Source organism: Bacillus sp. REN10 (genome assembly GCF_016820555.1).
Lineage (GTDB): Bacteria > Bacillota > Bacilli > Bacillales > Domibacillaceae > Bacillus_CE.
This window is the reverse complement of sequence record NZ_JADHDW010000013.1, coordinates 23,777-42,182: the sequence shown is the minus strand read 5'-3', so window position 1 is coordinate 42,182 and position 18,406 is coordinate 23,777. Positions and strand designations below refer to the sequence as shown.

Annotated in this window: 13 protein-coding genes; all 13 read left to right on the top strand. The window is 41.3% G+C overall.

The genetic code is table 11. The features are described from left to right. Nucleotides 1-15 precede the first annotated feature (15 nt). Nucleotides 16-2,223: a DNA helicase PcrA gene (pcrA, locus tag IRB43_RS15115; RefSeq protein WP_203364320.1), complete on the top strand. Its 2,208-nt coding sequence runs from the start codon at nucleotides 16-18 to the stop codon at nucleotides 2,221-2,223. A gap of 17 nt (nucleotides 2,224-2,240) precedes the next feature. Further along, entirely contained in the window at nucleotides 2,241-4,247 is a 2,007-nt protein-coding gene (gene ligA, locus IRB43_RS15110; protein WP_203364319.1) for an NAD-dependent DNA ligase LigA, read from the top strand. Between the two features lie 16 nt (nucleotides 4,248-4,263). Then, entirely contained in the window at nucleotides 4,264-5,433 is a 1,170-nt protein-coding gene (locus IRB43_RS15105; protein WP_203364318.1) for a CamS family sex pheromone protein, read from the top strand. 151 nt (nucleotides 5,434-5,584) lie between these two features. Beyond that, nucleotides 5,585-7,177, top strand: coding sequence for a malate synthase A (gene aceB / locus IRB43_RS15100; RefSeq protein ID WP_203364317.1), 1,593 nt, complete (start codon nucleotides 5,585-5,587; stop codon nucleotides 7,175-7,177). Nucleotides 7,178-7,204: 27 nt separating this feature from the next. Further along, nucleotides 7,205-8,485, top strand: coding sequence for an isocitrate lyase (gene aceA / locus IRB43_RS15095; protein WP_203364316.1), 1,281 nt, complete (start codon nucleotides 7,205-7,207; stop codon nucleotides 8,483-8,485). Nucleotides 8,486-8,673: 188 nt separating this feature from the next. Beyond that, nucleotides 8,674-8,964 carry an Asp-tRNA(Asn)/Glu-tRNA(Gln) amidotransferase subunit GatC gene (gene gatC, locus IRB43_RS15090; RefSeq protein WP_203364315.1) on the top strand — a complete coding sequence of 97 codons (291 nt, stop codon included), beginning with the start codon at nucleotides 8,674-8,676 and terminating at the stop codon, nucleotides 8,962-8,964. A 14-nt stretch (nucleotides 8,965-8,978) separates the two neighbouring features. Then, nucleotides 8,979-10,436 (top strand): Asp-tRNA(Asn)/Glu-tRNA(Gln) amidotransferase subunit GatA, encoded by a 1,458-nt coding sequence (gene gatA / locus IRB43_RS15085; RefSeq protein WP_203364314.1) that lies wholly within the window; start codon nucleotides 8,979-8,981, stop codon nucleotides 10,434-10,436. Nucleotides 10,437-10,448: 12 nt separating this feature from the next. Beyond that, complete coding sequence (gatB, locus tag IRB43_RS15080) at nucleotides 10,449-11,876, top strand: Asp-tRNA(Asn)/Glu-tRNA(Gln) amidotransferase subunit GatB (protein WP_203364313.1); 1,428 nt, start codon at nucleotides 10,449-10,451, stop codon at nucleotides 11,874-11,876. A 258-nt stretch (nucleotides 11,877-12,134) separates the two neighbouring features. Then, nucleotides 12,135-12,797 carry a TetR/AcrR family transcriptional regulator gene (locus IRB43_RS15075; RefSeq protein ID WP_203364312.1) on the top strand — a complete coding sequence of 221 codons (663 nt, stop codon included), beginning with the start codon at nucleotides 12,135-12,137 and terminating at the stop codon, nucleotides 12,795-12,797. Beyond that, nucleotides 12,778-14,088 carry an MFS transporter gene (locus IRB43_RS15070; RefSeq protein WP_238942044.1) on the top strand — a complete coding sequence of 437 codons (1,311 nt, stop codon included), beginning with the start codon at nucleotides 12,778-12,780 and terminating at the stop codon, nucleotides 14,086-14,088. The genes IRB43_RS15075 and IRB43_RS15070 overlap by 20 nt, the downstream gene beginning before the upstream one ends. After that, on the top strand, nucleotides 14,073-16,391 hold the full coding sequence (locus IRB43_RS15065; protein ID WP_203364311.1) for an ABC transporter permease: 2,319 nt from the start codon (nucleotides 14,073-14,075) through the stop codon (nucleotides 16,389-16,391). Before IRB43_RS15070 ends, IRB43_RS15065 begins: the two co-directional genes overlap by 16 nt. A gap of 3 nt (nucleotides 16,392-16,394) precedes the next feature. Continuing rightward, entirely contained in the window at nucleotides 16,395-17,153 is a 759-nt protein-coding gene (locus IRB43_RS15060) for an ABC transporter ATP-binding protein (RefSeq protein ID WP_203364310.1), read from the top strand. Nucleotides 17,154-17,465: 312 nt separating this feature from the next. Beyond that, nucleotides 17,466-18,239 (top strand): alpha/beta hydrolase, encoded by a 774-nt coding sequence (locus IRB43_RS15055; protein WP_203364309.1) that lies wholly within the window; start codon nucleotides 17,466-17,468, stop codon nucleotides 18,237-18,239. Nucleotides 18,240-18,406 lie beyond the last annotated feature (167 nt).

The window sequence follows — 18,406 nt, the reverse complement described above, 5'->3', positions numbered from 1 at the left end:
GTAGGTGGTGAAAAAATGAATTTTTTAACAGAAAAACTGTTAACAGGTTTAAATCCCGAACAGCAAGAAGCCGTGAAAACAACGGAAGGGCCGCTGTTGATTATGGCAGGGGCTGGCTCTGGTAAAACGAGAGTGTTGACGCATCGAATTGCTTACTTAATGGTGGAGAAAGGAGTCAATCCTTATAATATTCTTGCGATTACTTTCACCAATAAGGCAGCGCGTGAAATGAAAGAGCGTATTGGCCGACTGCTTGGCGGCGCAGCAGAGGATATTTGGATTTCCACTTTCCACTCGATGTGTGTGCGGATTTTACGAAGAGACATCGATCGCATCGGGTATAACCGCAACTTTACCATTTTAGATACGACCGATCAGCAATCAGTCATTAAAGCGGTTTTAAAGGAAAAGAATCTGGATCCAAAGAAATTTGATCCACGCGGTTTATTGGCCTCCATTAGCTCAGCCAAAAATGAATTAATTGATCCTGAAACGTTCAGCAAGCGTCAAGGCGGTTACATGGACCAAGTTGTCAGCGAAGTGTATACCGAATATCAAAAACGCTTGAAGAAAAATCATGCGTTAGACTTCGATGATTTAATCATGGTAACGATTCAATTGTTCCAGCGCGTACCAGAAGTACTTGAGTTTTATCAGCGGAAATTTCAATACATTCACGTTGATGAGTATCAGGATACGAATCGAGCCCAATATATGTTAGTGAAACTATTAGCGAGCCGCTTCCACAATTTATGTGTGGTTGGGGACTCAGATCAATCGATTTATCGCTGGCGCGGCGCAGATATTGCGAATATCTTGTCATTTGAAAAGGATTACCCGCAATCCAAATCGATTTTTCTTGAGCAAAATTACCGCTCGACTAAATTGATTTTACAAGCGGCGAATGAAGTAATCAAAAATAACTCTAATCGTAAACCGAAGAAATTATGGACAGAAAATCAAGAGGGACGTAAACTGTCTTATTATCGCGGAGATAATCAGCAAACCGAGGCGCAGTTTGTTGCTGGGAAAATTAAAGAAATGACAGATAGCGGAAAGCGTAAGCGGTCGGATATTGCGATTTTATATCGCACGAATGCCCAGTCTCGTGTGATGGAGGAAGTATTGATGAAGTCGAATATCGAGTATGCGATTGTCGGCGGCATTAAGTTCTATGATCGTAAAGAGATTAAGGATTTGCTTGCTTATTTACGTCTAATCTCTAATCCGGATGATGATATTAGCTTACAGCGGATTATTAATGTGCCGAAACGTGGCCTCGGTTCTACTTCTCTCGATAAAATTTCTCGTTACGCCCAAGAAAATGATTTAACGATGTATCAAGCATTAGCGGAAGCGGATTTTATCGGTCTTAGTGGGAAAGCGGCGAAAACAGCGATTGAATTTCGCCGCTTAATTGAAACATATACTCAACAACAAGAATATTTATCTGTGTCTGAATTAGTAGAAGAAGTGTTAGATCGCACCGGTTATCGCGATATGTTAAAAGCGGAAAAAACGATTGAATCGCAAAGCCGACTTGAAAATATTGAAGAGTTTTTATCAGTAACGAAAAGTTTTGAAGATGCGAACGATGATAAAAGCTTAATCGCGTTTTTAACCGATTTAGCGCTTGTAGCGGATATCGATCAGCTTGGCAAAGAAGAGGAAGAGCAGGATGCGGTTGTATTAATGACGCTTCACTCGGCAAAAGGTCTTGAATTCCCGGTTGTCTTTTTAATGGGCATGGAGGAAGGGGTATTCCCACATAGCCGTTCGTTGATGGAAGAAGACGAGATGGAGGAAGAGAGACGTTTGGCCTATGTTGGAATTACTAGGGCAGAAGAAGAGCTTTATTTAACAAATGCCCAAATGCGTACTTTATATGGCCGCACAAATATGAATCCTGTTTCCCGTTTTATTAGTGAAATTCCTGCTGATTTAATCGACAACCTAGCAGCGGCTGAAAAAGTTAATACACCATTTGGATTACGCGCTCAGTCACAAGCGCCGCGCCGTCCAGCAGTGCGTCCGCGAATCAATTCAGTTAGCGGCGGAACTAATTGGAAAGTAGGCGATAAAGCCATTCATAAAAAATGGGGAACAGGCACGGTCGTGAGCGTAAAAGGAAGCGGAGATGGCGTGGAATTAGACATTGCTTTTCCAAGTCCGATTGGTATTAAACGTCTGCTGGCTCAATTTGCTCCAATTGAAAAAGTGTAAAAAGAAAGGGTGTTTTAATGGACAGAAAGGAAGCCGCACAGCGAGTACAGGAGTTGCATCATGTATTGAATCAATACAATTATGAGTATTATGTACTAGATCAGCCGTCAGTACCCGATGCTGAATATGACCGCTTAATACAAGAATTAATGAAAATAGAAAATGAGTTTCCTGATTTACAGACGCCAGACTCTCCTACCCAGCGCGTGGGAGGAGAGGTGCTGGATATGTTTCAGAAGGTACGTCATGATACGGCGATGCTCAGCCTCGGTAACGCCTTTAATGAGGGTGATTTGCGGGATTTTGATCGCAAAATAAAACAAGCGCTCAAAGAAGAAGAATACTCCTATGTTTGTGAGCTTAAAATTGATGGACTGGCTGTGTCGTTAAAATACGAACAAGGATTATTTGTTCAAGGGGCGACTCGCGGGGATGGAACGACAGGTGAGGATATTACTACAAATTTAAAGACGATTCGCTCGATCCCTTTACGGATTAATCAGCCTTTTACGTTGGAAGTTCGCGGTGAGGCATTTATGCCAAAGCAGTCCTTTATTGCGTTAAATGCTGTCCGGGATGAAAAGGGAGAAGAGCCTTTTGCCAATCCACGCAATGCGGCAGCCGGGTCGTTACGTCAGCTCGATCCTCGCATTGCTGCTTCTCGTAATCTTGATATATTCTTATATGGTGTAGCCAATCCAGGAGAAACAGGAGTCACGTCACATAGTGCTGGTCTTGATTTGCTGGATGAACTAGGCTTTAAAACGAACAAAGAGCGAAAAGTGTGCGATAATATCGATGAAGTGATTGAATATATCGCTAGCTGGATGGATAAGCGGCCTAGCTTGCCTTATGAAATTGATGGAATTGTGATTAAAGTGGATTCACTCAAGCAGCAACAAGAGCTTGGAGCGACGGCGAAAAGTCCTCGCTGGGCTATTGCGTACAAGTTTCCAGCAGAAGAAGTTGTGACGAAGCTGATAGACATTACGTTAAGTGTCGGGCGAACTGGCGTCGTCACACCAACCGCGATTTTACAGCCTGTACGCGTAGCGGGAACAACGGTGCAGCGGGCCTCTCTTCATAATGAAGATTTAATTAGAGAGAAAGATATTCAGCTTGGAGACTACGTCGTGATCAAAAAAGCGGGTGACATTATTCCGGAAGTGGTGAATGTCATTGCGGAACGCCGAACAGGGGAAGAAAAGGAATTTCATATGCCAACGCACTGTCCTGAATGTGACGGTGAGCTTATTCGGTTAGATGGAGAAGTGGCTCTTCGTTGTATGAATCCGAAATGCCCGGCGCAAATTCGAGAAGGGATGATTCACTTCGTCTCCCGTAATGCGATGAATATTGATGGTCTAGGTGAAAAAGTGGTCGCCCAGCTGTATAGGGAACATCTTATTCAGGATGTTTCAGATCTTTATAAGCTAACAAAAGAGCAGTTAGTCAATTTAGAGCGCATGGGCGAAAAATCAGCCGATAATCTACTCCAAGCAATTCAAGCATCTAAACAAAATTCATTAGAAAAGTTATTGTTTGGTCTCGGTATTCGCCATGTTGGGGCGAAAGCGGCGAAAACGTTAGCTCAGCATTTTGAAACGATGGATGTATTGGCTGAAACGACTGTTGAACAACTAACGGCTATTCATGAAATCGGAGATAAGATGGCGGAAGCAATTGTTGCTTATTTTCACTTGCCGGAAGTGTCCGAGTTGATAGAAAACTTGAAGGCTGCTGGTGTCAATATGGTATATACAGGACCAAAGCTGGCTGTTGTCGAACAATCGGATTCTTTCTTTGCAGGAAAAACGGTCGTTTTAACTGGAAAGCTCCATCAATTGACGCGCAATGAAGCGAAGGAGCGAATTGAGACGCTTGGCGGAAAGGTATCAGGTAGTGTGAGTAAGAAAACCGATCTTGTCATTGCTGGAGAAGAAGCAGGCTCGAAATTAACGAAAGCGACAGAGTTAGGCATTGAAGTATGGGATGAACAAAAGCTATTGGACGAACTTAATTAAATAAGAGGTGGCTCGTTTGAAAACGAAAATATTTTTGGCGGCACTGACCGCTTCTTTGCTTATTAGCGGGTGTGCGCCGAAATTAGAAAAAACAGAAGAAATTATTAAAGGTGATGGCAAAGGGGAGAAAGCGATCATTCCGAATTATCAAATCTCTGAGGATTTTTATCGGACGCTGACACCATTTAAACCTGGAAAGGCTAGAGGGTTGGTCGTTTCAAATTTAAATACACGCTATGATATTGTGGAGTTTGAAACAGGCTTAATGAGAATTGCCCAAGAGAACTTTTCTCCGGAAAAATATTTATTCCAAGAAGGTCAAATGCTTGATAAAGAAACGGTACAATCTTGGTTAGAGCGAAAGTATACTGATGCACAATTGAAAGAACAAAAAATGAAGCCGGAAGAAAATGTAGGGTTAAACCCCGTTGATAGCGGCAATGGTTCCGTGCAAGAGCGCAATGAAAAAAGCCCTATCTATTTGGCTCATATTATGGAACATGATTATTTAACGAAAACAAAAGAGAATTCACTGCAACTTAGCGGAGTGGTCATCGGTTTAGCTTTAAATTCCGTTCATTATTACACAAAAGAAAAATATGGTGCGCAGTATGAACATAAGATTTCAGATGAAGAGATAGAACGGGAAGGAAAGAAAATTGCGGAGGAAGTAGCGAAGCGGATTCGGACAATGAAAGGGATCAAGGATGTGCCCGTGACGATTGCTTTATTTAAACAGCAGGCTCAAAACTCCGTTGTCCCAGGTAATTTCATCGCTTATACCCATTTAGATGAAGATGAGGATACAATTAGTGAGTGGGAAAAAGTAAACGAAAAATATTATTTATTCCCTTCACCAAAAGCAGAAGAAGAGCGAAGAGACGATATGACTTACTTTTTAAACTTCAAGCAAGATGTGGAAAAATATTTTAAAAATTATAATGGCGTAATCGGAAAAGCTTTATATAACGGAGATGAATTGGTAAGTTTAAGCATTGAAATCCCTATTCAATTTTATGGAAAAGCGGAAGCGATCGGCTTTACTCAATTTGTTACAGGATTGACAATGGACAGCTTTCCGGCTTATACACCAATTGAAGTGACAATCACATCGACAAATGGGCCAGAAGCGTTAATTGTGAAAAAACCGAATGCAGATAAACCATATGTTCATATTTACGAGTAAAGGAGCGGGGGAACCGCTCTCTTTTTTTTGCAGAAATTTGTCGAAAGAAAATTTGAAATTGTTTGAAAAATATATTCACTTTCATTATTATCTGTTATATAATACAAATAACAGAACTAACAACTGTAATATAACAAAGGAGATGGAATCTATGGCCACTCAAACAGCTGGCATTAACGTAACAGGTGCAATGCGACCGGGTTATGCAGAAGTTTTGACTCCCGATGCACTGCAGTTTATTGAACAGCTTGAAAGGCGTTTTGGAGAACGTAGACTCGAACTTCTGCAAAAGCGTCAAGAAAGACAAAAAGAGTTTGACCAAGGGAAACAACCTAGTTTTCTAGAAGAAACAGCACATATCCGCAACAGCGAATGGTCCATTGCTCCACTACCGAAAGATCTCCAAGACCGCCGAGTAGAAATTACTGGACCAGTTGACCGGAAGATGGTCATTAATGCATTAAACTCGGGCGCCAAATGTTACATGGCTTGCTTTGAGGATGCAACTTCACCAACATGGGATAACATCATCGAAGGACAAATCAATATGCGAGATGCGGTTAACCGCACAATTAGTTTTGAAAACCCTAACGGAAAGAAATACGAATTAAAAGAGAAAACAGCTGTACTCATCGTTCGCCCACGAGGCTGGCATTTAGAAGAAAAGAACGTACAGCTCGATGGAAAGCCGATTTCAGGAAGCCTGTTCGATTTTGGCCTATTTTTCTTCCATAATGCTGTGAAACAAGTAGAAAACGGCACGGGCCCATATTTTTATTTACCGAAACTCGAAAGCCATTTAGAGGCAAGACTTTGGAATGATGTCTTCCTTTTTGCACAAAAGTATATCGGCATTCCAAGAGGAACGATTAAAGCGACTGTATTGATCGAAACGATTGTGGCAGCGTTTGAAATGGATGAAATTTTATACGAACTTCGCGAGCATTCCGCTGGTTTGAACTGCGGACGATGGGATTACATTTTCAGCTATATTAAAAAGTTCAGAAATCAAGAGAATGTCATTTTACCAGATCGCGCCGAAGTAACGATGACGGTTCCATTTATGAGAGCGTATTCACAGCTCACAATCAAAACATGTCACCGCAGAAAAGCCCCAGCTATCGGTGGAATGGCGGCCCAAATTCCAGTGAAGGATGATGAGAAGAAAAACGAGGAAGCCTATGCAAAAGTACGGGCGGATAAAGAGCGTGAAGCGAAGGATGGACACGATGGGACTTGGGTAGCTCATCCAGCGCTAGTGTCAGTTGCTCTTGAAGCGTTCAATGCAGAAATGAAAGAAGCGAATCAGATTGAGTCGAAAAAACGTGAGGATGTTCAAGTCTCTGCTGAAGAACTTCTTGCTGTACCAGATGGAAATATTACTGAACAAGGGATCCGCGTCAATATTAGTGTAGGCATTCAATACATTGCCTCTTGGTTAAGCGGACGTGGAGCAGCACCGCTACATAATTTAATGGAAGATGCGGCGACTGCGGAAATCTCACGTGCTCAATTATGGCAGTGGATTAGACATCCAAAAGGTGTGTTAACCGATGGCCGCAAAGTCACAATGGAATTATATAAAGAAATGAAAGAAGAAGAAGTACAAAAGCTGAAACAAGAAGTAGGGGAAGAAGTATTTGCTGCTAATCGCTTTGAAGAAGCGGCTGAGTTGTTTGACCAATTAATTGTTCAAGATGAATTTGAGGAGTTTTTAACTTTACCAGGTTACAAAATTCTTTAATATAAAAAACTTTGGGGAGGAATTATCATGACAAACGAACGCGTACAACAATTACAAGAAAGCTGGGAAAACGATGCAAGATGGCAAGGAGTGACTCGTCCATACTCTGCAGAGGAAGTAATTAAGCTTCGTGGATCGATCGATATCGAGCATACACTAGCACGTCGCGGGTCTGAAAAGCTATGGAACTATATGAAAACAGAAAACTTCATTAATGCACTTGGCGCACTAACAGGTAACCAAGCGGTTCAACAAGTGAAAGCTGGTTTAAAAGCGATCTACTTGAGCGGTTGGCAAGTAGCAGCGGATGCGAATCTTTCTGGTCATATGTATCCTGACCAAAGCTTATATCCGGCAAATAGTGTACCACATGTCGTAAAACGTATTAACCAAGCGCTTCAACGTGCAGATCAAATTGCTCATATGGAAGGCGATGATTCGATTGATTACTTCGCACCAATCGTTGCTGATGCAGAAGCCGGCTTCGGTGGGCAGTTAAACGTATTCGAACTAATGAAAGGTATGATTGAATCAGGCGCGGCTGGCGTTCACTTTGAAGATCAACTTTCTTCAGAGAAAAAATGTGGACACTTAGGTGGAAAAGTTCTTCTTCCAACACAAACAGCGGTTCGCAATTTAATTGCCGCTCGTCTAGCTGCGGATGTGATGGGTACACCAACTGTATTGATTGCACGTACAGATGCGAACGCAGCGGATTTAATTACAAGTGATGTCGATCCTTATGATGCGCCATTCATCACGGGTGAGCGTACATCTGAAGGCTTCTATCGAGTAAATGCTGGTTTAGATCAAGCGATTTCTCGTGGGCTTGCTTATGCTCCATATGCTGACCTTATTTGGTGTGAAACATCTGAACCGAACCTTGAAGAAGCACGTCGTTTCGCAGAAGCAATTCATGAGAAATTCCCTGGTAAATTACTTGCTTACAACTGCTCTCCTTCATTTAACTGGAAAGCAAAGTTGGATGACGAAACAATTGAGAAATTCCAAGTCGAACTCGGTAAAATGGGATACAAATTCCAATTCGTAACATTGGCTGGCTTCCATGCGCTTAACCACAGTATGTTCCAATTGGCTCTTGGCTACAAAGATCGCGGCATGGGTGCTTACTCTGAGCTTCAACAAGCTGAATTTGCGGCTGAAAAAGATGGCTACACAGCAACACGCCATCAACGTGAAGTAGGAACAGGCTACTTCGACCAAGTATCAATGGTTGTTACTGGTGGAGAATCTTCTACAACCGCTCTGAAAGGTTCAACAGAAGAGGAGCAATTCCAAAAGCAGTAATCAAAGTGAGAAATAACCTCTGGGTCAATAGGCTCGGAGGTTATTTCTTTTGATTTCTTTTATACGAAGCTACTAGAAAGGAGATGAGCATGGTAAAATAAACTTTGTGCGAATTGCTATAAAACCGGGAAATTTGATAAGATGAATAGTATTGTGACATGCTTTAATTTTTATGGAGGTGAAGGAAAGTGACACGTATTACAGAAGAACAAGTAAGACATGTGGCGAATTTAGCGCGCCTTGCCGTGACAGATGAAGAAGTGGAGAAGTTTACATCTCATCTTGATGCGATTATCTCTTTTGCTGAACAACTAAATGAATTAGATACAACGGATGTATTGCCAACGTCCCATGTTTTAGATATGAAAAATATTATGCGCGAAGATGAGGCGAAACCAGGCCTTCCGCAAGAGGAAGTATTGAAAAATGCCCCAGATCATGAAAATGGGCAAATTCGCGTGCCATCTATTATTGAGTAGGGAGGGAAAACAGAATGTCATTATTTGATCATAAGCTAACGGAGCTTCACGATCTTTTACATAAAAAAGAAGTATCCATTCCGGATTTAGTGGATGAGTCTTTTAAAAGAATTCAAGAAGTAGAAGACAAGGTTCAAGCTTTTATTACATTAAATGAAGAAAATGCTCGCAAGCAAGCAGAGGCATTACAAACGAAAGTCGGAACGGATGAGGCGAAAGGCCTTTTATTTGGGATGCCGATTGGAATTAAAGATAATATCGTCACAAAAGGATTACGCACAACGAGCGGAAGCCAAATTTTAAACAACTTCGATCCGATCTATGATGCAACAGTGATGAACAAGCTTCATGAAGCAGACACGATTACGATCGGTAAATTAAACATGGATGAATTTGCAATGGGGTCTTCTACAGAAAACTCCAGCTATCAAAAAACGCGTAATCCATGGGACTTAGATCGCGTACCTGGCGGATCTTCCGGTGGTTCAGCAGCAGCTGTAGCCGCAGGACAAGTGCCATTTTCACTTGGTTCGGATACAGGTGGTTCCATTCGTCAACCAGCTGCGTTCTGTGGTGTCGTGGGATTAAAGCCTACATACGGACGTGTATCTCGTTTCGGTTTAATCGCCTTCGCTTCGTCATTGGATCAAATTGGTCCAATCACACGCAATGTTGAGGATAACGCTTATTTACTGGAAGCGATTTCTGGTGTCGACCCGCATGATTCGACATCTGCGAATATCCCAGTTGATTCTTATGCTCAAGCATTAACAGGCGATGTGAAAGGTCTTCGTATTGCTGTGCCGAAAGAATACCTTGGTGAAGGGGTATCAGAAGATGTACGTCAATCAGTTCTTGATGCATTAAAAGTACTAGAAGGTATGGGCGCAACTTGGGATGAAGTATCTTTGCCACATTCTAAGTATGGCGTTGCGACTTATTATTTATTAGCGTCTTCTGAGGCGTCTTCTAACTTAGCTCGCTTTGACGGTATTCGCTACGGTTACCGCGCTGAAAATGCGGAAAACTTAATCGACCTTTACAAGAAAACGCGTGCGGAAGGCTTTGGCGATGAGGTCAAACGCCGCATTATGCTTGGAACTTTCGCTTTAAGTTCCGGTTACTATGATGCATATTACAAAAAAGCGCAACAAGTCCGCACATTAATTAAAAAGGACTTTGAAGATGTCTTTGAAAACTATGATGTCATCATCGGTCCAACAACGCCAACACCAGCGTTTAAAATCGGTGAAATCATTAATGACCCATTAACGATGTATGCGAACGACCTATTAACAATTCCTGTGAACTTGGCGGGTGTACCAGGTATTTCTGTTCCATGCGGATTCTCAAATGGTATGCCGCTTGGTCTGCAAATCATCGGTAAGCATTTTGAAGAGAAAACAGTATACCGTGTTGCTCACGCGTTCGAACAAGCAACAGACTTTCATAAACAAAAACCAACATTGTAAGGGGTGAACAAAATGAACTTTGAAACGGTCATTGGATTAGAAGTCCATGTAGAGTTAAAAACGAATTCAAAAATCTTTTCATCGGCGCCTGCTCACTTTGGAGCAGAACCGAATACAAATACAACTGTCGTTGATCTAGGCTACCCAGGCGTACTCCCAGTTGTTAATAAACGCGTTGTTGAATTTGCGATGAAAGCAGCAATGGCACTGAATTGTGAAGTGGCATCTGTTACTAAGTTTGACCGCAAAAACTATTTCTACCCGGATAATCCGAAAGCTTATCAAATTTCGCAGTTCGACCAACCAATCGGTGAGAACGGCTGGATCGAAATTGAAGTAGACGGCAAAAAGAAAAAAATCGGGATCACTCGTATTCACATGGAAGAGGACGCAGGAAAATTAACACATGCGGGCAACTACTCTTTATGCGATTACAACCGCCAAGGAACTCCGCTCGTGGAAATCGTATCTGAGCCGGATATTCGCACACCAGAAGAAGCGTATGCTTACTTAGAGAAATTAAAATCGATCATCCAATATACAGAAGTATCCGACTGTAAAATGGAAGAGGGTTCTCTTCGTTGTGACGCCAACATTTCGTTGCGCCCATACGGTCAAGAAGAGTTCGGTACAAAAACCGAGTTGAAAAACTTAAACTCTTTTAACTTTGTTCGTAAAGGATTAGAATACGAAGAAAAACGCCAAGCAGATGTGTTATTATCGGGCGGCGTGATTGATCAAGAAACTCGCCGTTTTGACGAAGCAACTGGTAGAACATTATTGATGCGTGTGAAAGAAGGCTCCGATGATTATCGTTACTTCCCTGAGCCAGACTTAGTCGACATCCATATCGATGACGAGTGGAAAGAGCGTGTACGTGCGTCGATTCCTGAACTTCCAGATCAGCGAAAAGAGCGTTACATGAACGAGCTTGGCTTACCTTCACATGATGCGAACGTATTAACAATCACGAAAGAAATGGCCGACTTTTTCGAAGCAACGGTGGCAGCAGGCGCTGATGCCAAACTTGCTTCTAACTGGTTAATGGGTGAAGTATCTGCTTATTTAAATGCAGAAGGCAAAGAGTTAGATGAGTGTGAATTGACGCCAGAAGGTTTAGCCGGCATGATCCGTCTAATCGAAAAAGGCACAATTTCTTCAAAAATCGCCAAAAAAGTGTTCAAAGAATTAATTGAAAACGGTGGCGATGCGGAGACAATTGTGAAAGAAAAAGGCCTTGTTCAAATTTCTGATGAAGGTGTGTTGTTGAAATTCATCAATGATGCATTAGATGCGAACCCGCAATCAATCGAAGACTTCAAAAACGGAAAAAGCAAAGCAACAGGCTTCCTAGTAGGTCAAATCATGAAAGCCTCCAAAGGACAAGCCAACCCAGCTGTGCTGAACAAATTATTATTAGAAGAAATCAAAAAACGATAATGAATGGACCTCCCAAGTGAATGCTTGGGAGGTTTTTTTCGTGGTGGGGGCAGTAAAAAAGAAAAACAAATCATCAAATCTCCCGAGTTAAATCAGCCCTCGTTTCGAATTTTGAACAAGCTCAAAATGTTTAAGTTTAATCTGTTAAAAATCTAATTTTTCTAGCGGATTTTTAATTGAACTTTATTTTAAACCGACAGTATGGTAATATGATAACATAAAACCGACAGTCAGTCGGTCTATATGGAGGTTGTCAAAATGAGAGTTACAAAAAAAGCCGAGGAACGTAGGAACGAAATTCTTGACGTGGCAGACGAGCTTTTCGGTCAGAAGGGCTTTGATGGTACAAGTACGAACGATATTCTCGAAAAAGTCGGAATTGCGCGGGGAACATTATATCATCACTTCAAGTCGAAGGAGGATATTATGGATGCGTTGATTGAGCGGTATAGTATCCGTCTTTTAGATGTGGCGCAGGAAATTGCCGCAGACAAGAGCATACTCGTATTCGACCGTATTATCCGCGTTGTCATGTCACTGAACATCAGTGGAGGAAGCAGTCAGGAAATAATGGAGCACATTCACAGGCCGCAAAACGCGCTTATGCATCAGAAAATACAAAAGGTCATAATCAATGGCGTTCCACCGATACTGACGGAAATAATCCGCGAGGGCATTGAACAAGGACTATTCAATACGCCGTATCCGTATGAATGTATGGAAATGGTTGTGGCGTATACGAATACTGTTTTTGATGATGATATGGTGAATATGACGAATGAAGAGCGTGTTTCACGTATAAAGGCGTTTATTTTCAACGTAGAAAGGCTGCTCGGTGTCGAAAGCGGAAGTCTTACACATATGATGAAGATGTTTGACAGCGGAAATGGAGATAGAAGAGATGGAAACAGCAATGAATAAGTCAGGGGGATCATTCAGGAAATTTCTTCTTCTATGGTCAGGACAGCTTATTTCAACGATAGGAAATGGGCTGACTTCATTCGGACTTGGGATTTATGTTTTTGAGCAAACGGGAAAGGCATCGGCAATGGCACTTGTAACCTTACTTGCGTTTATGCCGTCGCTTCTTTTAAGTCCCGTGTCAGGAGTGCTGGCAGATCGCTATGATCGCAGGCTTCTAATGGTGCTGGGCGACAGTCTTTCTGCGATAGGACTTATATTCATTTTGATTTGTATGCTTAGTGGAGAAGCGCAGCTATGGCAGATTTGCGTGGGAGTGACAATAAGCTCGTGTTTTTCATCGCTGCTTGATCCCGCATACAAGGCTACGGTTACAGATTTGCTTACCGAAGAGGAGTACACAAAGGCAAGTGGTTTTGTTCAAGTTGCAGGCTCGGCAAAATACCTAATTTCCCCTATAATTGCGGGATTTCTGCTCACCGTTTCGAATATAAAGCTGCTACTTATAATCGACATCTGTACATTTTTTGTAACAGTTATTTCAACTCTTGTTGTACGTAAAGGTCTTGTTACAAAGAAATGCGAACAGGCAAAATCGTTTATCCAAGAATTCCAAGACGGTTGGAGCGCCATTTCTAAAGACAGAGGTGTACTGGTTCTTGTAATAATGTCATCGGTAATGACTTTTTTCCTTGGCTTCATAGAAACACTTTCCGTGCCGATGATACTTGCTTTTTCAAACAGTGCCGTAGTAGGAACAATTGAAACAATTGTGGCTACAGGGATGCTTGTATCAAGTGTGATTATAGGAATTCTTCCGATAAAAAAAGGCTTTATAAAAATTCTTTCTATTTCGCTGTTTTGTGAAGGAATATTTATGGCGGTATTCGGACTTCGCGAAAATATTGTACTTCTCTGCATTTCAGGATTTCTCTTCTTTGCCATGATGCCATTTGCAAACACAACCCTTGATTTTCTTGTTCGCACCAACATTGATAATTCTGTTCAGGGCAGAGCATGGTCAGTTATAGGGGTAATTTCACAGTTTGGATTTATTGCTGCTTATACGCTTTCCGGTGTGCTGGCGGATTATGTGTTCACGCCTTTGTTAGTGGACGGCGGGGTGCTTGCTGACAGTGTAGGAAAGATCATCGGCACGGGAAGTGGCAGAGGAATGGGATTACTCATTATTATCGCTGGAATTTTGTTATGTGTTACTTCAGTAATTCTGTACAACTTGAAATCGGTTAAAAAGCTTGAAAACAGAGGTGACTTATGTATTACAGAATAATTCGTAATGATATTTTAAAAAGCAAGCTGATAACGCTGACAACAACGATATTTGTCGCTGCCGCGGCTATGCTTGTTGCTCTTTCGGCGATACTTGTCGTAAATCTTTCGGGTGCGATAGATACACTCATGAAGCAGGCGAAAACCCCACATTTTATGCAAATGCATTCAGGTGATATTGATATTGGACGGCTTGCGGATTTCGCGGAGCAGAACAGCAATGTCCATGAATTTCAAGTGGTTGAATTTCTCAATGTTGACGGTGCGCAAATTATAATTGATGGAAACTCGCTTGCGGACACGGTTCAAGATAATGGCTTCAGTACACAAAGTGAGAAATTTGATTATCTCCTTGATCTTGACGGAAATGTTATAAATGTATCCGATGGGGAGCTTTATGTTCCAGTAGGTTATATGAAAGATGGCATTGCAAAAGTCGGTGACAAAGTTGTGGTAGGTGGAAAGAAATTTACCATTGCGGGATTTCTCCGAGATTCACAGATGAATTCGTTACTTGCCTCGTCAAAGAGATTTCTTGTGAGCGAAAGTGATTATGCGGCAATAAAGGATCTCGGAAGCACGGAATATCTGATTGAGTTCAGATTAAAGGACTTGTCTGAAATTGGCGCATTCGAAACTGCTTACACTTCCGCAGGACTTGAAGCAAACGGACCGACAATTACATATCCGCTTTTCAAAATGCTTAATGCCATTTCGGATGGGCTGATGATTGCAGTTATACTTCTTGTAAGTGCACTTGTCGTTGCCATCTCATTTATGTGCATACGCTTTACACTCTTTGCGAAAATCGAAGACGACTACCGAGAAATAGGTGTTATGAAAGCAATAGGGCTACGTGTTTCCGACATAAAAAAGATTTATTTTGCGAAATATGCAGTCATTGCAGCAGTTGGTTGTACTCTCGGATTTGTACTTTCCTTTGTGTTCAAAGGTATGCTGCTTGAAAATATACGGCTTTATATGGGGGAAAGTGAAAAGTCTTCTTCCACTCTATTGTTCGGAATAATCGGTATATTGTTTGTGTTCCTTGCAATTATTGCCTATATAAGCAAAGTGCTGAAACGTTTTCAGAAAATATCAGCAGCGGAAGCCATACGATTTGGTACTTCACAGGAAAAATCCGCACAAGCAAAATCTTTTTGCCTGAGTGGAAATAGGCTGTTTAACACGAATATTTTTCTGGGCGTAAAAGATGTCCTTGTAAGAAAAAGTCTTTACGTCACAATGCTTGTAGTGCTTGTGATCTCGACATTTATCATTATCGTTCCGCAAAACCTGTACAACACTATTTCCTCGAAAAACTTCATCACATATATGGGGATAGGAAGTAGTGATATGCGTATCGATATTCAGCAGACTGACAATCTTTCTAAAAAAGCAGCGGAAGTTGTCAAGACGCTGGAGCGTGATAAATCTGTAGCGAAATATGCTGTACTTACGACCAAAACATTCAAAGTAAAGACAGAATCTGGGACGGAGGAAGGAATAAAAATAGAGCTTGGCGACCATTCAATATTCCCAGTAGAATATTCCGAAGGCAGAGCACCCACCTCAGAAGACGAAATTGCGCTTTCAGCTATTAACGCTGATGAGTTGGGCAAAAAGGTCGGCGATGTCATTACATTGATGATTGAGGGGAAGGAGAAGAATCTCACAGTATGCGGAACTTATTCCGACATTACTAACGGTGGTAAAACCGCAAAAGCTGTTTTCGCTGACAATTCGGCGGATATGATGTGGTGCGTTATTTATGTGGAGCTTTCGGATCAATCTCTTGTCGAAGAAAAGACTTCGGAATATACAGACAATTTCAGCTTTGCAAAGATTTCGGGTATTGATGAATATATTACACAGACATTCGGCTCAACAATAAGCTCCGTCGGAAAGGCATCCTATACTGCAATTGTCGTTGCACTGATTATAGCGGTATTAGTTACACTGTTGTTTATGAAAATGCTTGTCGCAAAGGACAAATACTCCATTGCCGTAATGAAATCTTTAGGTTTTACAAACTCGGATATTACAATACAGTATGTTTCACGTTCGGTATTTGTTCTGATTGCCGGAATTGTTCTTGGGACGCTTCTAGCAAACACTCTTGGGGAGATACTTGCGAGCGCGGTTATCTCATCGTTTGGAGCGTCATCATTTGAGTTTGTTGTTAGTCCACTTTCTGCGTATCTATTATGTCCAATGATGATGATATGCTCAGTGCTTATCGCAACCATTATCGGTACATCGAGAGCAGGAGAAATAAAAATATCTGAAAATATAAAGGAGTAGATTATGAAGAAGATTATTATCGGTGAAAATATAGTAAAATCTTTCGGAGTAGGCAATGAAAAGCACAATGTTCTCGATAGAGTGTCCGTTGAAATAAACGAGGGAGAGTTCGTTTCGGTTATGGGGCCTTCGGGTTCAGGAAAATCGACGCTGATGTATGCGATGAGTGGAATGGACGGCATTGACGATGGCAAGGTTTCTTTTGATGGTAGGGATCTGTCAGCACTTAGTGAAAAAGAACTTGCCGACATACGCAGAACAAAAATGGGGTTTATTTTTCAGCAGCCGACTTTGCTTAAAAACCTGAACATTCTAGATAACATTATTCTTCCTTCAATGCGGGATAACAGAAAAAGCGCTACGAAGGTTATTGAAAAAGCAAAAATGCTTATGAAAAAAGTTGGTATTGCGGAACTGGAGAAGCGTGATATTACCCAGGTTTCGGGAGGACAGCTTCAGCGTGCAGGAATATGTCGCGCACTTATTAGTAATCCTAAAATTATCTTCGGTGACGAGCCGACTGGCGCGCTTAATTCAAAATCTGCACAGGAAATTATGGACACAATTTCCGAAATTAATACAGAAGGTACGGCGGTTATGCTTGTAACTCACGATGCAAAGGTTGCAGCTAGGACTGAGCGTATTATGTTTATGTGCGATGGAAAAATTGTGAGCGAAATGCGGTTTAACAAATTCAATGGCACAGATATGGATGACAGGATGAAAAAAATCACGGCAAAAATGCGGGAAATAGGAATATAATATGTTGTTTCATCATCACAATTTTTACTGATATATGACACATCATTCAAAATAAGCACATGTTGGAGAAAGTTTTTGGATGAGCTGAATATGTTTATATATCGTATTTTGATCAATCTTGTTTAAATTTGTTTTATACCTCTTGTAACCAGTTCGCTTATTATTTATTAGGTTCAATGAAACTATCAAGTTCTAGTCCTATGAAAGAGGTTGTTTTGCCTATAAAGATTCAATTCATAGTTGACATGTAGGATATAAAAACATAAAATAAACACATGAGAATAATCGGAATTAAAAGTGGGAGGGACGAGCATGCAAGAACAGTATAAGGTAATACCGGGTGCTGAGGCATTTTATTTTGAAGGAAATGAAATTGGAATTTTGCTTTCGCATGGATTTATTGGCACACCACAAAGTGTTCGTTTTTTAGGAGAAAGCTTGGCAGCTAAAGGGTTTACTGTTCTTGCTCCTCGCCTTAAAGGACATGGAACGCACTACTTAGATATGGAAAAATGTACGCATGAAGATTGGTATCAAAGCTTTAAACAAGGCTATCAAACATTAAAAGCTCGTGGCAAACGCATATTTGTGATGGGACAATCGATGGGGGGCACGTTAACGCTTAAGTTAGCATCGGAGTATAAGGATATCGAAGGGATTATTACAATTAATGCAGCCCTTACGATTCCAGAACTTGAATATTTAAAAAAAGCGCCAGTTCCTCGTTTTATCGATGAAGGAGCTCCGGATATAAAGGCAAAAAATGTGGAGGAAATTACGTATGATCAAGCACCAGTTCGAGCGATTCGTGAATTGCAGAGCTTGATGATAGAGGTTCCAAGCAAATTATCCACTATTAGCGTCCCTGCGCTTTGCATTAAATCGTTTATTGATCATGTCGTTCCGCCTGAAAATACAACCTTTATTTATAAATATATTTCGTCAAAAAACAAGCAACTCGTCACTTTGCCTAACTCGTATCATGTCGCTTCGATGGACAATGATAAAGAAATGATTGTTGATTATGTGACTCGTTTTATTTGGAAGCATGCCACCAACATTTCAACATACGCTAATGTAAAATAAACAAGGGATGGTGGCTTTAGCCCACAACCTTCTGAAAGTAGCCGGCATCCGCCAGCTACTTTCAGAGAAATATTGGAAACAGACAAAAAGAAGTGGAGAAAAACGATTCATTTTCCTCCACTTCTTTTATTTTAGGGGCTTATTGAACGGGCCCCTTTTGGAAAAGA